Genomic DNA, 24,682 nt, shown 5'->3' with positions numbered 1-24,682 from the left:
TCAACGCTTCTTCTTGGTCAGGGGCAGACTCGCCGTCTCCCACGCCATGATGCCGCCCTGGAGGTTGTAGACCTCCTCGAAACCCGCCTTGCGAAGCTGAGCGCAGGCAACCGAGGATTGAGACCCGGACCGGCAGTTCACAATGATGGGGCGACCCTTGTATTTGTTCAGGGTGGCCATCTGGTTCTTGAACCCGTTCATCGGGATGTTGATGGCGTTGATGATGTGGCCCTGAGCGAAATCCGCAGCGGGACGCACGTCGATGACGACCGCGTCCTTGTGATTCATCATCTCGGTGGCCTGCAGGGGACCTGCGGAGCCCTTGCTGCCGACGATCAGATTGTAGATCAGCAACCCGGCGATCACGACCAACGCCACAAAGAGAAACCAATGATTTCCGACGAATTCGATGAGCTGATTCAATAGCGCCATGTTGATGCTGTCTCGTTAACAGGTAGCGTAGCGGCCCCGCGTTAATGACGGCAGCGACGGACCACGCTGGAAAACCTCGTGCGCCCATGCCACCCGGTGATACACAAGGCCGAGCGGATTCTAAAGGCGCTGAAGTATAAGGATCGCGAGAACGGGCGTCACCCCGCCTCGGCGGCGCGAGCGGGGAAATCTAGCGCGTGTGATGACAGAAGACCTCACGCATCATCCCGATCAGGCGTAGCGTTCGGCCGTCGCTGACGCGGTAGTAGACGCGATTGGCATCCTTTCGCGATGCCAGAATGCCCTTGTCGCGCAGAATGGCCAGATGCTGAGAGATGTTGCTCTGTGACGTCCCGACGTGCCCCACGATTTCTTGGACGCTGATCTCCTGATCGCCCAAGGTGCAGAGGATTTTCAGGCGCAACGGATGCGACATCGCCTTGAGCGACCGCGAGGCGCGCTCGATGTCTGCGTCGTCCGCAAACAAATCCATCGCCTCGCTGTCCGTTGCCGAAAGGTTCAAAATCGGGCGTGGAGGATGGCTCACGTCATTACCCATTGAATCGCATCTGATCGACTTATCACCATACAATAATAAACTTTTTTCCGCTCGCCCGCGAAGCGTTCGCGTCGGGGCTTGGCTCCGGCACGATCCAAGTATCACTAGGATCCACCGGGCGGAGAAGATCTGGAGCTTATCGCGATGCGCAATGCCGCCGATTCCCGACGTAGGACTCAAGCCCAGCCCCGACTCCACTCAGGCCTGGATCGTCTCCATCGGCGATTTGGCATCCAGTTCCCGCAAGGATTCCTCATCCTGGCCGTTTCACTGTGCGTCTGCTCGGCAACCCTCGCGGAGGACAGCGATCCGAGCCTGGATGCACGTCAGCGCGATCTGATGGATATCGAACGCAAAGTGGAGTCCATCGGACAGGATCTGATCGGCCGTCGAGAGGATCGGCGCGCCATGATCCTGGAGCTGGAGGCCCGTGAGCGCAACGTCGCGGAACTCGCCCTCGCGAATCGCGAGCTCCAGCGTCTCGTCGCCGAGCACACCCGGATCGCAGCCGAGCTGCGGGCACGCCAAGCGGAGGAGCGCCAGGCCCTCGACAAGCAATTGGTCCTGCTGGCCGAGCTCGTGCGCACCGCCTACGTCATGGGACGCGCAGACCGTTTGAGGCTGTTGCTCAATCAGCAGGATCCGACCGAAGCCAGCCGGGTCATGTCCTATTTCGCCTATTTCAACCGCGAGCGCATGAAGCGCATCCAGGCCGTACAGGAGTCGGCCGACCGTCTTGCCCGACTGGCTCGGGACGCGGAGGAGGAGGCCAAGCGGCTCGCCAAGCTCGCCAAGAGCCAGGAGGCGACCCGTCAGCGTTTGGAGGTCGCTAAGCAGGAGCGCGCCAAGGTTCTGAAGCAACTGGAAGCGACCATCGCCAGCCGCTCCGAAACCCTGGAGACGCTCAAGAAGGATGCCGAATCGCTCAAGCGACTGATCGAGCATCTGCGTCAACGCGCCCAGATCCGGGCCGAGCTGGACATCCGCCGCGAGCCCTTCGAGAAACGCAAGGGCAGACTCCCCTGGCCGCTGCTCGAAGGCCGGATCGTCGCCTCCTTCGGGAGCCGAAAGGAGGACTCCGAGGTCGCCTGGGACGGCGTCCTGCTGGCGGCTCGGGAGGGCGAAGAGGTCCGTGCGGTCAGCGGTGGGCGTGTCGTCTATGCCGATTGGCTGCGGGGGTTTGGCCTGTTGATGGTCATCGACCATGGAGATGGCTTCATGACCCTCTACGGTCACAACGAAGCATTGATGCGCGAGGTGGGCGAGTGGGTCTCTGGCGGCGACATTATCGCCCTAGGAGGAAACAGCGGGGGGCGGAGCAAAGCGGTACTCTATTTCGCCATCCGTCGTATGGGGAAGCCGCAGGATCCGGCGCAATGGTGCACCGGCTCTGGCACCCATAGCTGATCGTCCATGTCGAAGCGCAGGGACATTTGCCGCCGATCGCGGTCCAAGACGAAACCCACCGCGCACTGTCGAGGCGAATGAAAACATGCGATCCTTCGCCACCATCTCGATGTGTCGCAGCCGATCGGTCCATCCAGGATGGTGCCGGGACTGCGAACTCGCCCCACATTCACAGCCCATGCACAGATTCCAGAACATCATGATGCGTCGTCATTTCGCCCAACGCCTCTGTCTCACAGCCTTCCTGTTGGCGGGGCTGCCCCTCTCCCATGCCGAAGAATCCACGCCTGCCAAACTTCAGGCGGACGCCGATCTGCCACTCGAAGAGCTGCGCTCCTTCGCAGACGTCTTCGGCCGAATCAAGGACGATTATGTCGAACCGGTCGATGATAAAACGCTGATCGAGAGTGCGATTCGAGGCATGCTATCCGGGCTCGATCCCCATTCGTCCTATCTCGACGCTGACGCATATCGAGATCTCCAGGTCGGAACGAGCGGCGAGTTCGGAGGGCTTGGAATCGAGGTCGGACTGGAAAATGGCTTCGTCAAGGTAATCGCCCCGATCGACGACACGCCGGCACAGCGTGCGGGTCTGCAGGCAGGAGATCTGATCATCCGCATCGACGACAAACCGATCAAGGGATTGGGCCTCGACGAGTCGGTCAAGCTGATGCGCGGCAAACCCGGCACCAAGATCCAACTGACCATCATGCGCGGCAGCAATCAGTCTCCGTTCGACGTCAGCATCGAGCGAGCGGTCATTCAGGTCGAGAGCGTGAAGAGCCGCATGCTGGAACCGGGATATGGCTATGTTCGCCTGACCAACTTCCAGGCGCATACCTCGGACGACATGCAGAAGGCCCTGACCGCGCTGGAGAAGTCCAACGAGGGACCGCTCAAGGGCCTGATTTTGGACCTTCGCAACAATCCGGGCGGCGTACTCAGTGGCGCGGTTGGCGTCAGCGACGCCTTCCTGACCGAGGGTCTCATCGTTTATACCCAGGGACGGGTGAAGAACAGCAAGATGCAGTTCGATGCCGGACCGGATGACATCCTCGACGGCGCGCCTCTCGTCGTGCTGGTGAACGGCGGCAGCGCCTCGGCCTCGGAGATCGTCGCCGGCGCGTTGCAGGATCAAAAACGGGCCATCATCATGGGCACCCGAACCTTCGGCAAGGGCTCGGTGCAGACGATCGTTCCCATCGACGACAGCACCGCGCTCAAGTTGACGACCGCACGCTACTACACCCCGTCGGGGCGTTCCATCCAGGCACAGGGCATCGAGCCGGACATCCTTCTCCAGCCAGGCGAGTTCAAGCCGATCGAAAACGCCACGCTGAAACCCGTCAAGGAGGCCGATCTGATGCGTCACCTCGACGAAGAGGCGCCGGATGAGGCGAAATCCGGGGAGGAAGAACCCAAACCCCTGGCGATCGAAGACTTACAGCTCTCCGAGGCACTCAACGTGCTCAAAGGGTTGACCATCCTCGGACACTCGAAGGCCGACTGATCCGTGCGCAATAGAGCTCGGGTCGCCCGACCCGAGCGGACCGCTGACGCGGGTTTTCGCGAGCGGCGATCCGCCCACCAGACACCCTTCAACTCATCCATTGCGATCCACTTGGAGACATCCGATGCCAAAGGTACTCGTTCCGCTCGCTCAGGGATGCGAAGAACTCGAAGCCGTGACCATCATCGATCTACTGCGTCGCGCCGAGATCGATGTCGTCACCGCAGGACTGACCGATGAGCCGGTTACGGCCAGCCGGGGAACCGTTCTGATCGCGGACACCACCCTGGACGCCGTCCTGGATCAGGACTTCGACATGATCGTCTTGCCGGGCGGACTTCCCGGGGCGACCAACCTTCAGGAGGATTCTCGGGTCTGCGATCTGCTGCGCCGCCAGCAGGCTCAGGACCGCCATGTCGCCGCCATCTGCGCTGCGCCCCGCGTGTTCGCCGCCACGGGGTTGCTCGAAGGCAGGACCGCAACCGCCTACCCCGGAGCCTTGGTGGCCGACGACCTGCCGGGAACCCGACTGACCGACGCACCAGTGGAGGTCGATGGCAAGGTCGTGACCGGTCGCGGACCGGGAACCGCCATGGATTTCGCACTTCAGCTCGTCGAAATTCTGCAAGGGCGCACTACGCGCGACAGCGTCGAGCGCGACCTGGTTCGAAACATCTGAGATGAGCGGCTCGAATCCGTCATGACCCCCTCTCTTTCGGTGATCGGGAACGCAGATCCGACGCCATGACCTCGTCACTTTGGATATTGATCGCCGCACCGGCGATGTCGCTGCTGTCGAGTCTAACCGCGACCCGTTGGCTCTGCTCGGACCGCGCGGCGCGGCGCGGTCCCATGGACCGCCCCAACGCGCGCTCGTTGCATTCGCACCCGGTTCCGCGAACCGGAGGATTGGCCGTGCTCTTCGGCTTGGTCATTCCGCTCCTGGCCTTGGGCCTCTGGGAGCCGGTCGCGCCCGAGCTTCTCTGGCTGTGCGGTGCCCTGTTCATGGTGGCGGGCGTTTCCTTTCTCGACGATCTGGGCGAGGTTCCGGCGGCCGGACGATTGGTCGTCCATCTGCTGGCGGCCGTCCTAGTGTTGCTCGCCGGAATGGGATGGAGTCATCTGGATCTGCCAGGGACATGGATCTCCTGGCCCCTATGGGTCGCGGTCCCGGCGACCTTGCTGTACCTGGTCTGGATGATCAATCTCTACAATTTCATGGACGGTATGGACGGGCTTGCCGCCGGCATGGCGGTCTTCGGATTCTCGGCGTTCGGTATCCTGGGGTTGATCGGCGGCGAGCCGCAGTTCGCGCTCGTCGCCTTCTGCATCGCGGGTGCGGCGGCCGGATTCGGGATCCTGAACTTTCCTCCCGCCTCCATCTTCCTCGGCGACGTCGGATCCTCAAGTCTCGGTCTGCTGGCTGCGGGTCTGTCGCTGTGGGGCGCCCAGCTCGCGCTCTTTCCGATCTGGACCGCCTGGCTGGCCTTCTCGCCATTCATCGTCGATGCGACCTGGACCCTGTTGGCCCGAGCCTGGCGCCGCGAGCGCATCTGGGAGCCGCATCGCTCGCACCATTATCAGCGCCTCGTCCTGTCCGGCTGGACCCATCGCAAGACCCTGTTGCGCGCCTATGTGCTGATGGCCGCCTCGGCCGCCTGCGCGGTCGCCTCTCCCAGACTCGTCGAGCGGGAGCAATGGATGCTCATCGCAGCCTGGGCCGTCATCTACCTACTCATCCATCTCCGGGTGCGATCCTGCGCCCCTGGTTCGGCACTGGATCGACCATGAATCCACTCGTCGATCGGCTGCGTTCGCGCACCGCCGCCTTCACTCACGACTTCATCAGCATTCCGGTCGCTTGGCTCCTCGCCTATTGGCTGAGGTTCAATCTGGACCAGATTCCGCCCCAGTTCATCACCAGCGCATGGCACTCCTTACCCTGGGTCTTGCTGATTCAGGGATCCATGTGCTGGATCTTCGGTCTCTATCGGGGGGTGTGGCGCTTCGCATCGCTTCCGGACCTGGTTCGCATCACCAAGGCCGTGTCGGCCGGCACCCTGCTGATCGTGGTCGCGCTCTTCCTGGTGGACCGGTCCACCCATATCCCGCGCTCGGTCCCCGTCATCTATTTCGGGCTGCAACTCATGATGCTGGCGGGTCCAAGGCTGATTTACCGATGGATGAAAGACCATCGGCTCAATCTGTCCTCCGGTCAGCGGGTACTCATCATCGGTGCCGGGCGCGATGGCGACATGCTCGCCAGGGATATGATGCGCGATCCGTATCGGGCCTATTTCCCCGTCGGCTTCGTCGACGACAAGCTGCGCCGTCAGGGCAGCGAGGTCCAGGGACTGCCGGTGCTTGGCTCGACGTCGAAGATTCCCGAAATCGTTCGCGAAAAAGGCATCGATCTACTGATGTTGGCCCTGCCCAACGCGACGGCTTGCGAGATGCGCCGTCTGGTCGAGATCTGCGAGCAGACCGGTCTACCCTTCCGCATCCTGCCTCAGCTGCGCGCGCTCATGAACGGGCAGCTCGACATGAGCCAGTTGCGGCCGGTGTCGATCGAGGATTTGCTGGGACGCGATCCCGTCCGGCTCGATTGGCCCGAGATTCGCGCCGGCCTGGCCGGTAAACGGATCCTCATCACGGGTGCCGGCGGCTCGATCGGCTCCGAACTGGTGCGACAGATCGCCCGCAGCGATCCGGCCCGACTGATCCTGGTCGACCATGGGGAGTTCAATCTCTATCGCATCGAAATGGAGCTACTGGAGACGCAACCCGGTCTTGAATTCTCCCGCCACCTGCTCGACGTGACCGACGAACGGGCGATTCGCAATCTGTTCGAATCCGAACGTCCGGTCATCGTCTTCCACGCGGCGGCCTACAAGCATGTTCCGCTGCTGGAGAACCAGCTACGGGCCGCGATCCGCAACAACGTGATGGGGACCCAGATCGTCGCTGAAGCCGCAGCGGTCCATGGCTGCGAGCGCTTCGTCCTCATCTCGACCGACAAGGCGGTCAATCCGGCCAACGTCATGGGGGCGAGCAAGCGCATCGCGGAATCCATCTGCCAGGCCTTGGACGGGGGCTCGGAATGCCGCTTCATCACGGTGCGCTTCGGCAATGTCCTGGGCTCGGCCGGAAGCGTCGTCCCCCTGTTCCGACGTCAGATCGAGCAGGGCGGCCCCGTCACGGTCACCCATCCGGACATCGAGCGTTTCTTCATGACCATCCCGGAGGCCTGCCAGCTCATCATGCAGTCGGCCGTGATCGGCGACGGCGGCGAGATCTTCGTGCTGGACATGGGCGAGCCAATCAAGATCCGCTATCTTGCCGAACAGATGATCCGGCTCTCGGGCCGCGAGCCCGATCAGGACATCCCGATCCAGTACGTCGGTCTGCGCCCGGGCGAGAAGCTCTACGAAGAGCTCTTTTACGCCTCGGAGGAGCTGGTTCCCACGCGTCACCCCAAGATCCGAGCCGCGCGGCACATCGATGGCCCATCGGGGACCGAGCTCACCGAGGGGCTGGACGCCTTGCGGACGTCGGCCGACCTGTTCGACCATGAGGCGATGCTCCTCGCCTTGAACCGCTTGCTGCCATGCTGGTCGAAGGAGCCGGACCCAGAGCGTCCACCGCTCCACTCCGCCGGACTCACCACAGAAGACGCCTGATCCAAGGTCGAACATGGATACCAATCCCGCACAAGATGCGCTTCTGAGCGAAGACGCCCCCGTCATTCGGGGCCTCCGCGACGAACCGGACGAGACGATACAGGAATCGCCCGAACGGTCGATGGAGGACATCGACACCTCCAATGAGCGTTCGGCCGGAGACGATCTGCGCTCTGCCGAGGCCCGTGTGCTCGCCCACCTCCAGGACCGGAGCAAGATCACGGCGGGGGATCTCGGACGCGCCCGTCGTCTGGCCGATGACGCCGGCGATCCGCTCGTCCCCATGTTGGTGCGTCTGGGTCTGATCTCGGAGCGTGACATGGCGCGCGCGATTTCGGAGATTCTGGACATCCCGCTCGCCGAACCGAGCGGCTTTCCGAGCGAGCCCGTGCGCGAGGATCTCTTCTCGCTGCGCTTCCTCAAGGACGCCCGGATCCTGCCGCTGAGCGAAGACGACGACGCCATCCGAATCGCCATCGCCAATCCGCTCGACAACTACGCCCTGGCCGCGATCGGCATGGCCGCCGGAAAGACGGTTTCTCCGCTGGTGGGGCTGCCGACCGAGATCGAATCGGCGATCGAGCAGCTTTACGAAAAGGTCGAGGAGGAACCGGCGGAGGCCGAATCCGAGTTCGGCGATTTCGACGAGGAAGACATCGAACACCTCAAGGATCTGGCCAGCGAGGCGCCGGTGATCCGTATGGTCAACCAGCTGATCCAGAAGGCGGTGGAATCGCGCGCTTCGGACATCCATGTCGAGCCCTTCGCCGATGTCCTGAAGGTGCGCTACCGGGTCGACGGTATCCTCAACGAGGTCGACGCTCCGCCGGTACGCTCCACTGCGGCCGTGATCTCGCGAGTCAAGATCATGGCCAAACTCAACATCGCCGAGCGCCGTCTGCCCCAGGACGGCCGCATCCCGATCCGCATCCAGGGCAAGGACCTCGACCTGCGTGTTTCGACCGTCCCCACCATGTTCGGCGAGAGCGTGGTCATGCGCCTGCTGGATAAGGAAAGCATCCGTTTCGACCTGGACGCGCTCGGTTTCGATGGTCCGCCACGTCAGAGCCTCGCCGAGATCCTGGAGCGCCCCTACGGCATTCTCCTGGTCACCGGGCCGACCGGCTCGGGCAAGAGCACCACGCTCTACACGGCGCTCAGCCGGCTCAACACCGAGGCGCGCAAGATCATCACCGTCGAGGACCCGGTCGAATACCAGCTGCCCGGCATCAATCAGATCCAGGTCAAGTCTGCGATCGGCATGACCTTCGCCGGGGCGCTGCGCGCCATCATGCGCCAAGACCCGGACATCATCATGGTCGGCGAGATGCGCGACCTGGAGACGGCTCGCATCGCGGTCCAGTCTGCGCTGACCGGCCACATCGTGCTCTCCACGCTGCATACCAACGACGCTGCCAGCGGGGTCACGCGTCTGCTCGACATGGGCGTCGAGGATTATCTGCTCACCTCAACCATCAATGGCATCCTGGCGCAGCGCCTGGTTCGCCGTCTGTGCCCGCACTGTCGCGCGCCCTATCCGGCGGTCCGCGAGCTGGCCGAGCGCTTCGGGCACATGCACACCGATTCCGAGCCACTGGAGCTGTTCCGCGCGGTCGGCTGCGACGCCTGCAACGGCACGGGCTACCACGGACGATTGGTCATCACCGAGGTGCTGACCATGTCGGATCGCATCCGCAAGGCCGTGCTGGCTCATGCCACCGCGACAGAGATCCGCCAGATCGCCATGACCGAGGGCATGGTGACCATGTATCAGGACGGATTGCGTAAGTCGCTCGACGGTCGAACCACCATCGAAGAGGTGTTGCGCGTGGCCGAGGGCAATTGATGAGGATGATCGTCGAAACACACCTGCCCGGTTGCCACCCATCACCAGAGACGCGGGATGCCGAAGTTCTTCTATAAGGCCGTGAAACTCGACGGAGAGACCGTCGAGGGCGAGGTCGAGGTCGCCGACGAGGCGACCCTGATCCGCCAGCTCCAGGGACAGGGTCTGATCCCCATCGAGACCCGCACCAACCGAGGACTTCGGGCACGTCTCGGTCGAACCCGTCGCCGTCGACTCAGTCAGAAGGAAACCGGGATCATCACGCGCGAGCTGGCAACCCTGCTGGAGGCCGGGATGACGCTCGACCGCTCGCTACAGATTCTGATCGACCTGACTCAGGAATCGCACATCGTCCGGGTCCTGAACGATCTGCAGGAGCGGGTACGCGGCGGCGCGACCTTTTCGAGCGCCCTGGAGGCCCAGGACGGCCAGTTCCCCAAGCTCTACGTCAACATGGTCCGGGCCGGAGAGGCCGGTGGGGCCTTGGATCAGGTGCTGGACCGTCTCGCCGACTACTTGGAACGCGTCGCCGAGTTGCGTCAGACCGTAACCTCCGCGCTGGTCTATCCCGCCATCCTACTGTTCGTCTCCGGGCTTTCGGTCATCATGCTGCTGGTGTTCGTGGTGCCACAGTTCACCGTCCTGTTCGACGACATGGGCGCGGCCCTGCCGCTGTCGACCCAGATCGTGGTGGCGGCCGGAGACCTCTTTCGCAACTATTGGTGGGCCATGCTGTGCGCGGTTGCCTTGATCGCCGTGCTCATCGAGCGCTGGCTGCAGAACCCACGGGTGCGCGACCGTTTCGACGAACAGGTGCTGAAACTTCCGATGTTCGGCGATCTGATCTGGAAGATGGAGACTGCGCGGCTGTGTCATACGCTCTCGACGCTGCTGAAGAACGGCCTGCCGCTGCTCAACGCCTTGACCCTCGCCAAGGAGGTGGTCTCCAATCGCAAGCTCTTCGGTCTCCTCAACGAGGCGAGCGAGGAACTCAAGCATGGCCGAGGTCTCGCCGGCCCGCTCGCACGTCTGGAGGTGCTCCCGGATCTGGCCCTGCAGATGATCCGCGTCGGGGAGGAATCGGGTAGTCTGGACGCCATGCTCGCCAAAGTGGCCTCCATCTACGACCGGGAAAGCCGCAACAGCGTCCAAAGCATGCTGACGCTGCTGGAGCCAATACTCATCATCGGTCTCGGCGTCGTCGTCGCCGGCATCATCATTTCCATTCTCATGGCCATCCTTGGGGCGAACGATCTGGTCTTTTGATCCAATCGTCCCATCGCTTGGCCGCCAACGACCGGCACCCTAAAATGCCGGCCCAAAATCAACGGATATCGAGGCAATAAGATGCGCTCCAACCACTCTCGTCGCGCGAAGGGTTTCACTCTGGTCGAACTGCTCGTCGTATTGGCCATCCTGGGTCTGCTGGCCGGTCTGGTCGGTCCCCAAGTGATGAAATTCCTCGGCACCTCGAAAACCAAGACCGCCAAGCTGCAGATCGACGATCTGTCCTCGACGCTCGATCTCTACCGTCTGGAGCTGGGCCGCTATCCGACCGAGTCCGAGGGACTGAAGGCCCTGGTCGAGAATCCGGGCAACATGTCCAACTGGAACGGACCCTATTTGAAAAAGGGCGAGGTGCCGAAGGATCCCTGGGGCACCGAGTTCCAGTACCGCTTCCCGGGCGAGCACGGCAGCTTCGATATCTGGTCGCTCGGCGCGGACAACCGCGAGGGTGGCGAGGGCGAGAACGCCGATGTCAAGAGCTGGGAATGATGATCGCCGGGATGCCCTGACGTGCGCTGGTCCAACCGCGGCTTCACCCTGGTCGAACTGCTGGTCGTAATGGCCATCGCGGCCCTCATGATGACTGCGGTTCCATCGCTCTTCTCCGCCGCCATGCCGGGCCTCGAAATGAAGTCCGCCGCCCGGCGGACTGCGGCGACCCTGCGGCTTGCGAGAGAGACGGCCATCCGTCAGGGGACGGATGCCGCCTTGCTCGTCGATCTGGAGAATCACCGGCTCGATCTTCAGGGATACCGCAGTCTGGTACTGCCCAAAGGCCTCATGATCCAGTTGGAGGCGGCCAGCAGCGAGATGCTGGACGACCAGCGCGGGGTGATCCGTTTCTTTCCCGACGGCAGCTCGACCGGTGGCCGAATCCTCATCCTGCATGAGGATCACGGCTATCAGGTCGGGGTGACCTGGCTTACCGGCCGGATCCAACTGACGCCCTGGGAGACGAAATGAGGGGGCGCGCTCAGCGAGGCTTCTCGCTGTTGGAGGTGCTGGTGGCCTTCGCCATCCTGGCCATCTCGCTCGGCGTCCTGATGCAGATCTTCTCGCGCGCCACCCTGACCGCCGTCACCACATCGCAATACAGTCAGGCGGCCTCGCTCGCCGAGTCGCTGCTGCAGGACGCGGGAATCGATATCCCACTGATCGAAGGCGCGACCTCGGACCGCTCGGAGGATGGATTCGACTGGGAGGTCACCATCGTGCGCGTCGAGTTCAACGAAGACGCCTTTCTCGATCCGCCCGCCACGCTCTATCGCGTCAATGCGACCGTCCTCTGGAACGACGCTGGACGCGCACGTCATCTGACGCTTTCGACCCTGCGTCTCGGCGAGAAGCTCTGAAATGCGCGCCGTCGCCTCGGCTCGATTGCGATCGCGCGGTTTCACTTTGGTCGAACTGCTCATCGCGCTCGCCATCATCGGGCTCATCACATTGCTGCTCTTCTCCGGTTTGCGTCTTGGATCGCGCGCCTGGGAGGCGGTGGACGCCGTGGCGCTGCGCACCGGGGATCTAAGGCTGGCTCACGGCTTCCTGGCTCGGACGCTCGGCCAGATGCGGATCATCTCGACCACCTTCGACTCCGAGCCCATCCTGCTCTTCAACGGCGATGCCGAGCGGATCGAATTCGTGGCCCCGCTGTCCGATCACGTCGGCATTCCCGGACTCTACGTCCTGCGTCTCTCGCTCGAAGGCGAGGGATCCAAGCGCAATCTGGTGCTCAGCCGCTGGCTGTACCATCCGAAGGTTCTTGAGGGGGGAGACGACTATCCGCCCTGGGAGCCGCTGCAAAGCGGCCGAGGCATGTCGCTCGACGGCTTCCCCACCGATATGGACGCCGGCGGCGGGGCCTTCGGACGCACCCAGCTGCTCGAAGACGTCGATGTGCTCAGGATCGCCTATTATGGGCTCGCCGACGGCGACAGCGAGCCGCATTGGCATGAGGATTGGCTCAAACAGACGCAATGGCCGACCCTGGTCCGCATCCGGCTCTGGACCCATTCCCAAACCTGGCCGGACCTCTATGTCACGGTTCCAGGACGTCAATGAGATGAAGAGTCCCGACCGACAGCGCGGAATCGCTCTGATGCTCGTCATGTGGGTGCTGACCCTGCTCACCATCATGGCGCTCGGCATGACGGCGACCCAGCGCACCGAAACCGCACTGACCGAAAACGCCGTCGCCACCGCGCGCTTCCGCACGCTTGCCGACGCGGCGATCGCCTACGCGGCCCTGTCCTTCATGTCTCGGCCGTCGAGCACCGAGACGGAGGACCAGCAGGACAGTTCCAGCGTCTGGCTACCGAACGGGGCTCCCAGACCCTGGAATTTCGATGGCCAGTCGCTGATCCTTCGCGTGTCGAACGAGTCCTCGCGTATCAACTTGAACGATGCCCAGCCGGATCTGCTGCGCTCGCTCATGGAGGTGCTCGGGGTTCAGGAAGAAGAGGCGACCTCGATCGCGGCCGCAATCGCCGATTGGCGCGACGCGGACGATCTGGCCCAACTCAACGGCGCGGAAGACGATGACTACGAAAATGCCGGGCTGCCGCTCGGCGCCAAGGATGCCCCTTTCGATTCGGTGGAGGAGCTGCGCCAGGTCATGGGCATGACGGAGGCGATCTACCGCAGGCTGGCCCCAGAGCTGACCGTCACCGCCAGCGGGGCGGTCGACGAGGCGTTCGCCTCGCCGGCGGTTCTGGCTACCCTGCGAGGAATCTCGCTCGAAGAGGCCATCGAGGATGTCGCCGAGCGCGACCAGCCAACGGTGCCTGGAGCCACGGCACCGACCACTCGGAATCGCGGGGGCCCGGTGTATCGCATCCGGGTCGAGGATGGCGCGGGAGGTGGACGCGGCCATGCCATGGAGGCCGTGTTCGAGCTCGACCCTGGTCGAAATCCTCCCTATTTCGTCGATTGGCGACGTTACGGCATGCCTCCCTCGGCGCCGATCGCCGTTCCATCGGAATGAAGGCTGGCTGGCCTAGGACGCAGCCTCCGATTTACACTGGGTGAGATCGGTTGAATATCGTCCTTTTTCCATCTTTCGGACCAAACCCTCGTTCAGACTCACCCCATCAGGATGACCACCGGCTACCACTAGCCACTGGATTGCAACCCTAGACATGGCTCTCACAGATCGCCTGAATCAGCTCGTTGGCGGGTTCTCCCGAACGGGCGCTTCCCTGCCGAACGCCTTTTCGGATGATCTCGGCGAGCGCCTCGTGGAGTGTCTACCGAGCGTGGCCCGCAAGGCGCTGGCACGCCGCCATCGGCGTCTGCTGATCGAGGTCGAGGGTGAGTTCGCACGCCTGATCCTGATCGCCGGCCCGCAGCGCGAAACACTGGGCGAGGTAGCCTTGAACGGACCGGCGACGCTTCCCGCAGTCTTCACTGAGCTCGCTAAAGATCCCTCGATCCGGATCGAGCTCGTGCTGCCGAAAGCGGCCATCCTGCTGAGACCCCTGTCCTTCCCGGCTCAGGTCAGAACCAATCTCTCCCAGGTCATCGGCTACGAAATGGATCGTCTGTCGCCCTTTCAGGCCAAGGACGTCCTGTTCGACTTTCAGCCTCAGGGGAATCCAAAACGAACCGATCGGGTGTCGCTGGAGTTGGCGATCTGCCGCCGCGACCTGGCGGAGCCCTGGATCCAGCGACTCTCCGAGCTCGGAGTCGCCGTCGACAAGATCCATTGGATCGGGGCCTGGTCGCGCGCCAACCTGCTTCCACACGATCAAAGGCCGCGCCGTCGCCGATTGCATCTCAGTGCCGGTTTGGCGCTCTGGATCCTGGTCGGCCTCGCGTTCCTGGCCGCAATGATGACGCCCATCTGGCAGAAGTCGCGGATCCTCGAGGGGCTGGAAGCGGACCTCAAGCAGGCTCGAACCCAGGCCGTTGCGGTCGATGAATTGCGTCAGGAGCTGGAGAAGGCGCGCGCAGGAAGCACGGAGGTGCTGAAACGCAAGATCAACCAGACACCGATTCTGGATCTGCTGCGCGAACTCACGGACAGCTTGCCGGACGATACCTGGATTCAAAATCTCGAGTTCAACGATGGACAGGTGGATATCCGGGGCGAGTCCGGACAGGCCACCGCACTGATCGCCGTTCTGGAGAAGCTTCCCGACATCGATGGCGTCTCCTTCAAATCCCCGGTGACCCAGGTCGCGCGCACGGGGAAGGAGCGTTTCTACATCACCTTCACATTCACCGGACCGGGGGAGCGGGCGCAATGAGCGCGATCTCCAAGCCCAAGGCATTCTGTCTGCTCGCGTGGGGTGCCGCAGCCGTTTTGGTGCTGGCTCTCCTCGGTGGGACGCTGATTCCTTGGTGGACCAAAAACGCCGACCTGAATCGGCGCATCTCCGGCACGGAGGACCAGCTGGTACGCTATCAGCGACTTCTGGACTCGCGCCCGGCACTGGAGTCCGAACTCCAACAGGTACGCAACAACGACAGCTACAAGGCCTTCTATTTCAACGCGCCCACGCAATCCCTGGCGGGTGCCCAGTTGCAATCGTTGGTTCAGGATATCGTCAACACGGCCCAGGGGCGTCTGATCAGCACGCAACTGCTGAACGAAGAACGGGCGTCGACCCCGGCCAGAATCAGCGTTCGCACCCAGATCCAGGGTTCGACAGATGCGCTTCTGTCCATCCTCTATCAGATCGAGCAGGCCCGTCCCTTCCTCTTCGTCGAGCGGATGTCGATTCGATCCTCGGCCCGACCGATCGTTGTCAATCAGAGCCGGCCGAATCGGCCCGTGCGCCGTCCGCCGATGAATCGCGACGAGTTGACGGTAAGACTGGATCTCTTCGGGTTCACCCTGGGGGGCGAATCTTGACCAAATTGATTCCAAGTATCCTGCTCTTCCTGCTGCTCGCGGTTCTGGCGTTGCAGTGGAAATCCTGGCCTCCAACAGCCCCGCTAGCCAAGGTCGGCGACGGATCGGGCCAGTCCGCGCAACCCAGCAGCACGGGACCCTCCCAGCCCATTCCGCTGGAACAGCTCAAATCCCTGGAGGACAAGGACACCTATGCCAGCGTTTTGGAACGCCCGCTGTTCCGTCCCGATCGCCGCCCCCTTCCACCGGAAGATGAAGCGCCCGAGCAACCCTCAACGCCTGAAACCGTCGCAGAACTCGATAAGGTCGATCTGACCGCAGTGCTCATCAGCCCCGCAGTCGTATCGGCATGGATTCGCGATCCCGGACAGCCCAAGCTCGTCCGTCTACGGATCGGCGATGAGTATTCAGGCTGGTCGGTGCAACAGATCCAGGAGGATCGGGTGCTCATGGAGCGACAGGGTGAAGAGCATGCGCTAATATTGCGCGATTATTCCAAGGCGCCGCCGACGGCGCCCGCGCGCGTTCCCCCCAAGCAGCGTCCCCGTCCGGATCGCGCTGCTCCAAATCTCCGTAGATGATCCGTCGGTCGTCGTTCACGCACCGTATCAATCGAGGCACAATGTACCCCGCGCTTCATATCGATCGCCGTATCCGGCTTGGAGACTGGCTGAGAGTCATCGTACTGATCGCCGTCATCCCCTGTCTGTCCGCGTGTGAGAAGGAGAACTGGGATCCAACCCTAAAGGTAGGCGATCCTCAGGGTCACATCGTCGATGGCGATCAGCTGACAAAGCTGGGGGAAAACAGTAAACGCGGGGGTGGAAGCGCGGGCACCATCGCGCTCGGCGACGCTACGGACAAGGCACCCCGAGCACTCGACTCGCTCCAACGCGGAACCGGCACCTTCGTGCGCAAGGTCACCCCGCCAAGCGTCGACACCACCCCGGGAGACGTCACACTCAACTTCGACGGCACCGACATCCGCGAAGTCGTGAAGGTCATCCTTGGGGACCTGCTCAAGGTGAACTATGTCCTTCACCCTTCGGTGCAAGGCGTGACCTCCCTGCAGACAGGGCGACCGCTCCGTCGCGAGGATCTGATTCCAACCCTGGAAACCTTGCTGCGCATGAACAATGCGGCGATCGTCTATCGCGACGGCACGTATGAGGTGGTCCCCCTCACGAGCGCTATGCAGGGCAAGGTCGTACCTCAGCTCGGCGAATCCACGCGCGCGCTTCCAGCGGGCTACAGCGTCCAGGTCGTACCGCTGCGCTACATCGGCGCCGAGGAGATGAGCAGCATTCTCCAGCCCCTGGCGCCCGAGGGCAGCGTCATCCGCGTCGACAACCTGCGCAACCTGCTGGTGATCGCCGGAACCAGCTCGGAAATGGGCAATCTGCTCGATACCATCCGCGTTTTCGACGTCGACTGGATGTCTGGCCTGTCGGTCGGATTCTTCGTCCTGGAGTTCGCCAAGGCCAACGAGGTCCAGACCCAGCTCCAGAGCCTGCTCGCCGATGAAGGCGGCAATCCGCTGAAGGGCCTGTTCCGCTTCGTACCCATCGAAAGCGCCAACGCCCTGCTGGTGGTCTCGCCCCAGGAGCGCTATATCCAGCAGGCGCGCAACTGGATCGAGCGTTTGGATATGGCCGAAGCGAGCGGGGACGCAGCCGAGCGTCTGTTCGTCTATCGCGTGAAGCACAGCGATGCCGAGAACATGGCCGAGATCCTCTCCCAGTTGTTCGGTGGCGGCAGCAGCGGCTCGAACCGTTCGGTCGGCAGCGTGGCGCCCGGTCTCGGGCGATCGAGCATCGGCTCCCGAACCCAGTCGAATGCCAATGCGGTGATGGCAACCGACAGCGGCGTGGGTGGGATCTCGTCGAGCGGTTCCTCCAGCACCTCGGGGCGAACCCAGCCCAGCTCGTCGTCGCACGAACTCCAGATGAGTTCCGCCGTCAGCATCGTCGCCGACGGCGTGAACAACTCGTTATTGATTCGCGGCACGGCCCGCGACTACAAGAAGATCTTGGATGCCCTGAAGCAGCTCGACATCGTGCCTCTACAGGTGTTGGTCGAGGCAACGATCGTCGAGATCACCCTGGCGGGCAATCTGCAATACGGCGTTCAATGGGAGCTGTTCGGTCCCGGGTCAGAGGGAAAGAGTTACGCTACGCTCGACGGTACGCTCGATAGTTCGAAAACCTCCGGCATCGGCACCGCATTCCCCGGATTCAACTGGGCGTTGGTCTCCAACCCGAACACCATCAAGGCAACCCTGAGCGCCCTGGCGAGCGAGAGCCTGGTCAATGTGCTGTCCTCGCCGTCCGTAATGGTCATGGACAATCAGACGGCGAAGATTCAGGTCGGTCAGCAGGTTCCGATCGCGACCTCGGAACAGCAGAGCACCTCGTCCAACAACGATCGCGTCATCAATACCATCGAGTACAAGGACACGGGCGTAATGCTGTCGGTCAAGCCACGAGTGACACCCGGCGGACTGGTACAGATGGAAATCGAGCAGGAGGTGAGCACGGTCGCGGAGACCACCAGTTCCGCGCTCGATTCGCCAACCTTCCAGACGCGCAGCATCAACAGCTCGGTCGCCGTCCGTTCCAATCAGGCGGTCGTTCTGGGCGGTCTGATCCAGGATCAACGAGAACAGGGCAAATCGGGGATACCTGGGCTCTACAAGATGCCCTTCGCCGGCATCCTGTTCGGAGAGCGCACCAAATCGGCCAACCGAACCGAACTGATCGTGGTGCTGACCCCCAAGGTGATTTCGAGCGACCAGGACGTGGAGGCCGTGACAGAGGATTTCCGCAAGAAGGTCAAGGGGCTCAATTTCAAGTTCTGATGGTGTGAGCGACCAGCCTCCAGCTCTCGGCGACCAGCAAGAGAACGACGCACATTTTGCTGGTCGCTGGTAATAAAAAAGGCGGCCAGATGGCCGCCTTTTTATGTCCCGTCGGGCGAGCTTTTATCTCGGTAGATCCGTCTGGCCCATCAGCCATTCATCGACCGCGCGAGCGCATTGACGTCCCTCGCGAATCGCCCACACCACGAGCGATTGACCGCGACGCATGTCGCCTGCGCAGAAGACACCATCGACCGAGGTGCGATAGGCATCGCTACCCTCTGTGACGCCCTTGACGTTGCCGCGTGCGTCGAGTTCGAGACCGGCCTCTTCCTGAAGCTGCTGGATCATGCCTGTGTGCACCGGATGCACGAAGCCCATCGCAAGCAACACCAGATCGGCCTTGATCTCACCCTCGGTCCCGGGGAGCTCCTTCATCTGCCAACGGCCATCGGCGTCCTTGTCCCATTGGACCTTGATGTAACGCACGGCGGTCACGTTGCCGTCGGCGTCGCCGACGAATTCCTTGGTGGCGAAGTTCCACATCCGTTCGCAACCTTCTTCCTGCGAACTGGAGGTGCGCATCTTGTTCGGCCAGTTGGGCCAGGTCAGCGCCTTGTTCTCCTTCTCCGGGGGGCGATCAAGGATCTCGACTTGGGTGACGGACTTGGCGCCGTGCCGATTCGAGGTTCCAATACAGTCCGACCCCGTGTCGCCGCCACCAATGACCAGGACGTGCTTCCCTTGGGCGCAGATGAAGTCGGCATCGGGAACGAAGGATCCCTGAACCCGCTTGCTGTTCCGCGACAGGAAGTCCATCGCGAAATGGACGCCCTTCAGGTCGCGGCCAGGAACGGGGAGATCGCGCGGCTTCTCGGAGCCACCGGCGAGCACCACGGCGTCATAGGTCTCGCGCAGCGTGCCGATGGGCAGATCGACGCCAACGTGCGTGTTGGTGTGAAACTCGACCCCTTCGGTGCGCATCTGCGCCATGCGGCGATCGATGAGCGATTTTTCCAGCTTGAAATCGGGGATTCCGTAGCGCAACAGACCGCCGATACGATCGGCCTTCTCGTACAGTGAAACCTTATGACCGGCCCGCGCCAACTGTTGGGCGGCGGCCATACCAGCGGGCCCGGAACCCACGATGGCGACACGCTTGCCGGTGCGCCGTTCGGGCACCTGCGGCTTGATCCAACCTTCTTCCCAGCCACGGTCGACGATGGCGCACTCGATGGTCTTGATGGTGACCGGAGAATCGTTCAGGTTCAGGGTGCAGGATGACTCGCAGGGAGCGGGACAGATGCGGCCCGTGAACTCTGGAAAATTGTTGGTCGAGTGCAGCACCTCGATCGCGGCCTGCCAGTCGCCCCGGTACACCAGATCGTTCCAATCCGGAATGATGTTGTTGACCGGACAGCCTTGATGACAAAAGGGAATCCCGCAGTCCATGCAACGGGCGCCCTGTTCGCGGAGATCGCCCTCGGTGAGAGGCAGAACGAACTCTTTGTAGTGCACGATGCGGTCGCTTGCCGGCTCGTAACGCCGGTCGCGACGCGCGTATTCCATGAAACCGGTTGGCTTACCCATGGTCGACGATCCCCTTCAGCGGCTTGTTCGGCTGTGGCGGTCTGCTCTGGTTGGCTTGCATGTCCTCCAGCGCGCGCCGGTAATCGACCGGCATCACCTTGACGAACTTGGGCAGATAGCTGGACCAATCGTCGAGGATACGGCGAGCGACCGCAGAATTGGTGTAGTGCAGGTGCTTTTCGATCAGCTGTCTGAGACGCTTGGCGTCGTATCGCGTCATGTCGTGACTCAGATCCACGCGCCCGTGGGACTCCAAATCGCCACCCTGGTGGTCGAGCGACTCCAGCGCATCGTCCTCTTCGGCAATCGGTTCCAGACCGACCATCGCGAGATTGCAGCGATCGGCGAAATCGCCTGCCTCGTCCAGCACGTAGGCGATGCCGCCGGACATGCCGGCTGCGAAGTTACGTCCTGTGGGACCGAGCACCACCGTGATACCGCCGGTCATGTACTCGCAACCGTGATCGCCAGCCCCTTCGACGACGGCCGTGGCGCCCGAATTGCGCACGCAGAAGCGTTCGCCTGCGACGCCTCGGAAGAAACACTCGCCACCGATGGCGCCGTAGAGCACGGTGTTGCCGACGATGATGTTCTCCTCGGCCTTGCCGATGGCCGATTCGGCTGGCGGATAGATGATGAGGCGACCGCCCGAAAGGCCCTTGCCGACGTAGTCGTTACCCTCGCCCTCGAGTTCGAGAGTGACGCCACGGGCAACCCAGGCACCGAAGGATTGACCTGCAGTGCCCTTGGCCTTGATGTGGATGGTGTCGTCGGGCAGCCCGGCATGACCGTAGCGTTCGGCGACCCGGCCGGAGAGCATGGCGCCAACCGAACGGTTGAAGTTCTTCACCGGGGTTTCGATATGCACGGATTCGCCGCGTTCGAGCGCTGGCTCGGCCTGGCGGATCAGCTCGCGATCGAGCGCGCGATCGAGACCGTGGTCCTGGGTTTCGCAGTTGTGGATGGCGACCTCGGGACCGACCTCCGGGGTGGCGAGCAGACGCGAGAAATCGAGCCCCTGCGCCTTCCAGTGCTCGATCGCACGACGCATTTCGAGCCGGTCGGACCGGCCGATCATCTCGTCCATGGAGCGGAAGCCCAGCTTGGCCATCAGCTGACGCACTTCCTCGGCGACGAAGAAGAAGTAGTTGATGACGTGCTCGGGCTTGCCGGTGAAGCGCTTACGCAGCTCCGGATCCTGAGTGGCAACACCGACCGGACAGGTATTGAGATGACACTTGCGCATCATCAGACAGCCCTCGACGATCAGCGGCGCAGTGGCGAAGCCGAACTCGTCCGCGCCGAGCAGGGCGCCAACGACCACGTCGCGACCGGTACGCATACCGCCGTCGACCTGAACCGCGATGCGCCCGCGCAAGCGGTTGAGCACCAGGGTTTGGTGGGTCTCGGCGAGACCGATCTCCCAGGGCGAGCCGGCATGCTTGATCGAGGTCAGCGGGCTCGCGCCGGTGCCGCCGTCATAGCCGGAGACGGTCACATGATCGGCATGGGCCTTAGACACGCCCGCAGCCACGGTGCCGACACCGACCTCTGAGACCAGCTTGACCGAGATGCGCGCCTTGGGATTGACGTTCTTCAGGTCGTGGATGAGCTGCGCCAGATCCTCGATCGAGTAGATGTCGTGGTGCGGCGGCGGTGAGATCAGGCCGACACCCTGGGTCGAATGACGCACCCGCGCGATCTGGGCGTTGACCTTATGGCCAGGCAACTGACCGCCCTCGCCGGGCTTGGCGCCCTGGGCGATCTTGATCTGGATGTCGTCGGCGTTGACCAGATACTCGGCGGTGACGCCGAATCGACCCGAGGCGACCTGCTTGATCGCCGAACGCTCGGGGTTCGTCGAACCGTCGGGTAGCGGATTGAAGCGCTCGGGCTCCTCGCCGCCTTCGCCGGTGTTCGACTTGCCGCCGATGGCATTCATCGCCTTGGCGAGCGTCGAGTGCGCCTCGTAGCTGATCGAGCCGAAGGACATGGCACCGGTCGCGAAGCGCTTGACGATCTCCTTGGCCGGTTCGACCTCATCCAACGGGATCGGATCGGCGGCGAAACGGAAGTCCATCAAGCCGCGGAAGGTCAGCAGATGTTCGCTCTGCTCGTCGATCAGGCGCGAAAACTCGGAGAAGGTCTTGGCGTCGTTGGCACGTGTGGCGTGCTGCAGCTTGGCGATGGTCTCCGGAGTCCAGATGTGATCCTCACCGCGCAGCCGGAAGGCGTAGTCGCCACCGACGTCGAGGTGCTTGCGGTAGATCTGGTGGTTGCCGTATGCCTGGTCGTGCCAGCGTACCGCCTCCTTGGCGATCTCGGACAGACCCACGCCCTCGACCGTGGTCGGGGTGCCGGTGAAGTATTCGGCGACGAAACCGCTGTTGAGACCGATCGCATCGAAGATTTGGGCACCGCAGTAGGACTGGAAGGTGGAGATGCCCATCTTCGACATCACCTTCTTCAGCCCCTTGCCGACCGCCTTGATGTAGCGCGATTGCGCCTCTTCGAAGCTCAGCTTCTCGGAGAGCTGCGGCAGCATCGACTGGATGGTGTCGAACGCCAGATAGGGGTTGATCGCCTCCGCGCCATAGCCGGCCAAGGTGGCGAAGTGATGGACCTCGAGCGCGGCACCCGTCTCGACCACCAGACCGGAGCTGGTGCGCAGCCCACGGCGGATCAGGTGGTGATGGACCGCCGAGGTCGCCAGCAGCGCGGGGATGGCGATGTGATCGCGATTGGTGTTGCGATCGGAGAGGATGAGGATGTTGTAGCCTGCGAGCACCGCATCCTCGGCCTCTTTGCAGAGACGCTCGAGCGCAGCGGACATCCCAGCGTCACCTTCGCTCGAGGCATAGACCATGTGCAGTGAGGTGGTGCGGAAGGCTCCGCCGCAGTTGTCCTCGATATGGCGCACCCGCTCCAGGTCCTGGTTGGTCAGTACCGGCTGGTTGACCTCAAGACGCCAGTTCTTGCCGGCTTCGTTGAGACCGAGCAGGTTCGGCCGCGGACCGATGAGCGACACCAGCGACATCACCAGCTCTTCGCGGATCGGATCGATCGGCGGATTGGTGACCTGAGCGAAGTTCTGCTTGAAGTAGGTCGAAAGATGCTTCGGACGGCTCGACAGCACCGAGGGCGGATTGTCCGCGCCCATGGATCCGATCGCCTCCTGACCCGTGACGACCATCGGTGTGAGCAGGAATTTGAGGTCTTCCTGGCTATAGCCGAAGGCCTGCTGCGCGTCGAGCAAGGTGTCGTCGTCCGGCGCCATGGGGGCGACGTTGGTCGGCAACTCGTCGAGATGGATCTGGGTCTTGGACAGCCATTCGCGGTACGGCTGTGCCGAGGCCAATTCGGCCTTGAGCTCGCCGTCGTCGATGATGCGACCCTGTTCGAGGTCGATCAGGAACATCTTGCCGGGCTGTAGCCGCCATTTCTTGACGATCCGCTCCTCGGCGATATCCAGGACACCCATCTCGGAGGCCATGATGACCATATCGTCGTTGGTGACGAGATAGCGTGCCGGGCGTAGACCGTTACGGTCCAGGGTCGCGCCGATCTGGCGGCCGTCGGTGAAGGCGACCGCCGCCGGACCGTCCCAGGGCTCCATCAGCGCGGCGTGGTACTCGTAGAAGGAACGCCGTTCGGCGTCCATCTGCTTGTTGCCGGACCAGGCCTCGGGGATCAGGATCATCATGGCGTGGGCGAGCGAATAGCCGCCCATCACCAGCAACTCGAGCGCATTGTCGAAGCAGGCCGAATCGGACTGCCCCTCGGGGATCAGCGGCCAGATGCTGTCGAGGTCGTCGCCGAGGATCTCCGAGCGCATGGTGTGACGGCGCGCGGCCATCCAGTTGACGTTGCCGCGCACGGTGTTGATCTCGCCGTTGTGGCAGATCATTCGGAACGGCTGCGCCAGGTCCCAGGTCGGGAAGGTGTTGGTCGAGAAGCGCTGATGCACCAGGGCCAGGGCCGAGGTGAAGCGCTCGTCGCCGAGATCGAGGTAGTACTTGCCGACCTGGTCGGCGAGCAGCATGCCCTTGTAATTGATGGTGCGCGAGGACAGCGAGACCACGTAATAGGCGGTCTTGTCGAATCCGGCGCTACGGATCTCGTTGTCCATGCGTTTGCGGATGACGAACAGGCGTCGCTCGAAGGCTGCCTGGTCGGGACAATGATCGCCCAAGCCGACGAAGACCTGGCGCACCACGGGCTCGCTCGGCAGCACGCTCTCACCGAGCGAACTGTTGTCCACCGGGACGTCACGCCAACCGAGTACGCGCTGACCGCCTTCCTCAAGGCGACGGGTGACCGTCTCCTCCATGCCGGCGCGAGCGCTCGCATCCTTGGGCAGGAACACCATGCCCACACCATAGGCACCGACGGGCGGCAATTCGAAATCGACCACCGCGCGGAAGAAGGCATCGGGGATCTGGACCAAGATTCCAGCTCCATCCCCAGCCTTCGGATCGGCGCCGACAGCACCGCGATGGGTCAACCGGTCGAGGATTTCGAGCCCTTGTTGAACGATCGCGTGGCTTTTCTTGTTCTTGATGTGACAGACGAAGCCGACGCCACAGGCGTCACGCTCATTGGCTGGGTCATAGAGACCCTGTGCGGGTGGTAGTGCACGAAGGCTCATCGCTGACCTCGTTG

20 protein-coding genes are annotated in these 24,682 nt (G+C 62.8%); 16 read left to right on the top strand and 4 right to left on the bottom strand.

The features are described from left to right. The gene (locus ACFSJC_RS13265) at nucleotides 1–432 is read right to left on the bottom strand and encodes a rhodanese-like domain-containing protein (RefSeq protein WP_386027395.1); all 432 of its coding nucleotides are present in this window, start codon (nucleotides 430–432) and stop codon (nucleotides 1–3) included. A gap of 190 nt (nucleotides 433–622) precedes the next feature. Next, nucleotides 623–925 (bottom strand): ArsR/SmtB family transcription factor, encoded by a 303-nt coding sequence (locus tag ACFSJC_RS13260; protein WP_007040883.1) that lies wholly within the window; start codon nucleotides 923–925, stop codon nucleotides 623–625. Nucleotides 926–1,135: 210 nt separating this feature from the next. Here ACFSJC_RS13260 and ACFSJC_RS13255 point away from each other — a divergent pair, with 210 nt between their 5' ends. The 16 genes from ACFSJC_RS13255 (at nucleotide 1,136) to gspD (ending at nucleotide 18,430) form a co-directional block, all read left to right on the top strand. Beyond that, nucleotides 1,136–2,398, top strand: a complete 1,263-nt coding sequence (locus ACFSJC_RS13255; protein WP_386027394.1) for a murein hydrolase activator EnvC family protein — start codon at nucleotides 1,136–1,138, stop codon at nucleotides 2,396–2,398. 202 nt (nucleotides 2,399–2,600) lie between these two features. Then, complete coding sequence (locus ACFSJC_RS13250; protein WP_386027421.1) at nucleotides 2,601–3,908, top strand: S41 family peptidase; 1,308 nt, start codon at nucleotides 2,601–2,603, stop codon at nucleotides 3,906–3,908. 124 nt (nucleotides 3,909–4,032) lie between these two features. Further along, the gene (locus ACFSJC_RS13245; RefSeq protein ID WP_386027393.1) at nucleotides 4,033–4,587 is read left to right on the top strand and encodes a DJ-1 family glyoxalase III; all 555 of its coding nucleotides are present in this window, start codon (nucleotides 4,033–4,035) and stop codon (nucleotides 4,585–4,587) included. A 65-nt stretch (nucleotides 4,588–4,652) separates the two neighbouring features. Then, on the top strand, nucleotides 4,653–5,699 hold the full coding sequence (locus ACFSJC_RS13240; RefSeq protein WP_386027392.1) for an MraY family glycosyltransferase: 1,047 nt from the start codon (nucleotides 4,653–4,655) through the stop codon (nucleotides 5,697–5,699). Next, a complete protein-coding gene (locus tag ACFSJC_RS13235; RefSeq protein WP_386027391.1) occupies nucleotides 5,696–7,588 on the top strand; it encodes a polysaccharide biosynthesis protein in 1,893 nt (630 codons plus the stop codon). The genes ACFSJC_RS13240 and ACFSJC_RS13235 overlap by 4 nt, the downstream gene beginning before the upstream one ends. Nucleotides 7,589–7,601: 13 nt before the next feature. Then, nucleotides 7,602–9,434, top strand: a complete 1,833-nt coding sequence (gene gspE / locus ACFSJC_RS13230) for a type II secretion system ATPase GspE (RefSeq protein ID WP_386027390.1) — start codon at nucleotides 7,602–7,604, stop codon at nucleotides 9,432–9,434. A 57-nt stretch (nucleotides 9,435–9,491) separates the two neighbouring features. Further along, complete coding sequence (locus ACFSJC_RS13225; protein ID WP_386027389.1) at nucleotides 9,492–10,700, top strand: type II secretion system F family protein; 1,209 nt, start codon at nucleotides 9,492–9,494, stop codon at nucleotides 10,698–10,700. An 81-nt stretch (nucleotides 10,701–10,781) separates the two neighbouring features. Beyond that, a complete protein-coding gene (gene gspG, locus ACFSJC_RS13220; RefSeq protein ID WP_007040891.1) occupies nucleotides 10,782–11,210 on the top strand; it encodes a type II secretion system major pseudopilin GspG in 429 nt (142 codons plus the stop codon). 21 nt (nucleotides 11,211–11,231) lie between these two features. Beyond that, a complete protein-coding gene (locus ACFSJC_RS13215) occupies nucleotides 11,232–11,684 on the top strand; it encodes a GspH/FimT family pseudopilin (protein WP_386027388.1) in 453 nt (150 codons plus the stop codon). Next, nucleotides 11,681–12,073 carry a prepilin-type N-terminal cleavage/methylation domain-containing protein gene (locus tag ACFSJC_RS13210; protein ID WP_386027387.1) on the top strand — a complete coding sequence of 131 codons (393 nt, stop codon included), beginning with the start codon at nucleotides 11,681–11,683 and terminating at the stop codon, nucleotides 12,071–12,073. The genes ACFSJC_RS13215 and ACFSJC_RS13210 overlap by 4 nt, the downstream gene beginning before the upstream one ends. A gap of 1 nt (nucleotide 12,074) precedes the next feature. Beyond that, entirely contained in the window at nucleotides 12,075–12,779 is a 705-nt protein-coding gene (locus ACFSJC_RS13205) for a prepilin-type N-terminal cleavage/methylation domain-containing protein (protein WP_386027386.1), read from the top strand. 1 nt (nucleotide 12,780) lies between these two features. After that, nucleotides 12,781–13,701, top strand: a complete 921-nt coding sequence (locus tag ACFSJC_RS13200) for a type II secretion system minor pseudopilin (protein ID WP_386027385.1) — start codon at nucleotides 12,781–12,783, stop codon at nucleotides 13,699–13,701. 154 nt (nucleotides 13,702–13,855) lie between these two features. Beyond that, nucleotides 13,856–14,965, top strand: a complete 1,110-nt coding sequence (locus ACFSJC_RS13195; RefSeq protein ID WP_386027384.1) for a PilN domain-containing protein — start codon at nucleotides 13,856–13,858, stop codon at nucleotides 14,963–14,965. Beyond that, on the top strand, nucleotides 14,962–15,573 hold the full coding sequence (gene gspM, locus ACFSJC_RS13190) for a type II secretion system protein GspM (RefSeq protein ID WP_386027383.1): 612 nt from the start codon (nucleotides 14,962–14,964) through the stop codon (nucleotides 15,571–15,573). The genes ACFSJC_RS13195 and gspM overlap by 4 nt, the downstream gene beginning before the upstream one ends. Continuing rightward, nucleotides 15,570–16,154 carry a hypothetical protein gene (locus tag ACFSJC_RS13185; protein ID WP_386027382.1) on the top strand — a complete coding sequence of 195 codons (585 nt, stop codon included), beginning with the start codon at nucleotides 15,570–15,572 and terminating at the stop codon, nucleotides 16,152–16,154. The genes gspM and ACFSJC_RS13185 overlap by 4 nt, the downstream gene beginning before the upstream one ends. Before the next feature lie 41 nt (nucleotides 16,155–16,195). Then, nucleotides 16,196–18,430: a type II secretion system secretin GspD gene (gspD, locus tag ACFSJC_RS13180; RefSeq protein WP_386027380.1), complete on the top strand. Its 2,235-nt coding sequence runs from the start codon at nucleotides 16,196–16,198 to the stop codon at nucleotides 18,428–18,430. Nucleotides 18,431–18,553: 123 nt separating this feature from the next. Here gspD and ACFSJC_RS13175 read toward each other — a convergent pair whose 3' ends face one another. Both ACFSJC_RS13175 and gltB read right to left on the bottom strand, forming a co-directional pair. Continuing rightward, nucleotides 18,554–20,020 carry a glutamate synthase subunit beta gene (locus ACFSJC_RS13175; RefSeq protein ID WP_386027379.1) on the bottom strand — a complete coding sequence of 489 codons (1,467 nt, stop codon included), beginning with the start codon at nucleotides 20,018–20,020 and terminating at the stop codon, nucleotides 18,554–18,556. Beyond that, entirely contained in the window at nucleotides 20,013–24,668 is a 4,656-nt protein-coding gene (gltB, locus tag ACFSJC_RS13170; RefSeq protein WP_386027377.1) for a glutamate synthase large subunit, read from the bottom strand. The genes ACFSJC_RS13175 and gltB overlap by 8 nt, the downstream gene beginning before the upstream one ends. Between the last annotated feature and the right edge of the window lie 14 nt (nucleotides 24,669–24,682).

The organism is Thiorhodococcus fuscus (assembly GCF_042682685.1).
GTDB classification, from domain to species: domain Bacteria; phylum Pseudomonadota; class Gammaproteobacteria; order Chromatiales; family Chromatiaceae; genus Imhoffiella; species Imhoffiella fuscus.
Note: the sequence above shows the minus strand (reverse complement) of the source record. Positions and strands in the feature narration are given on the sequence as shown.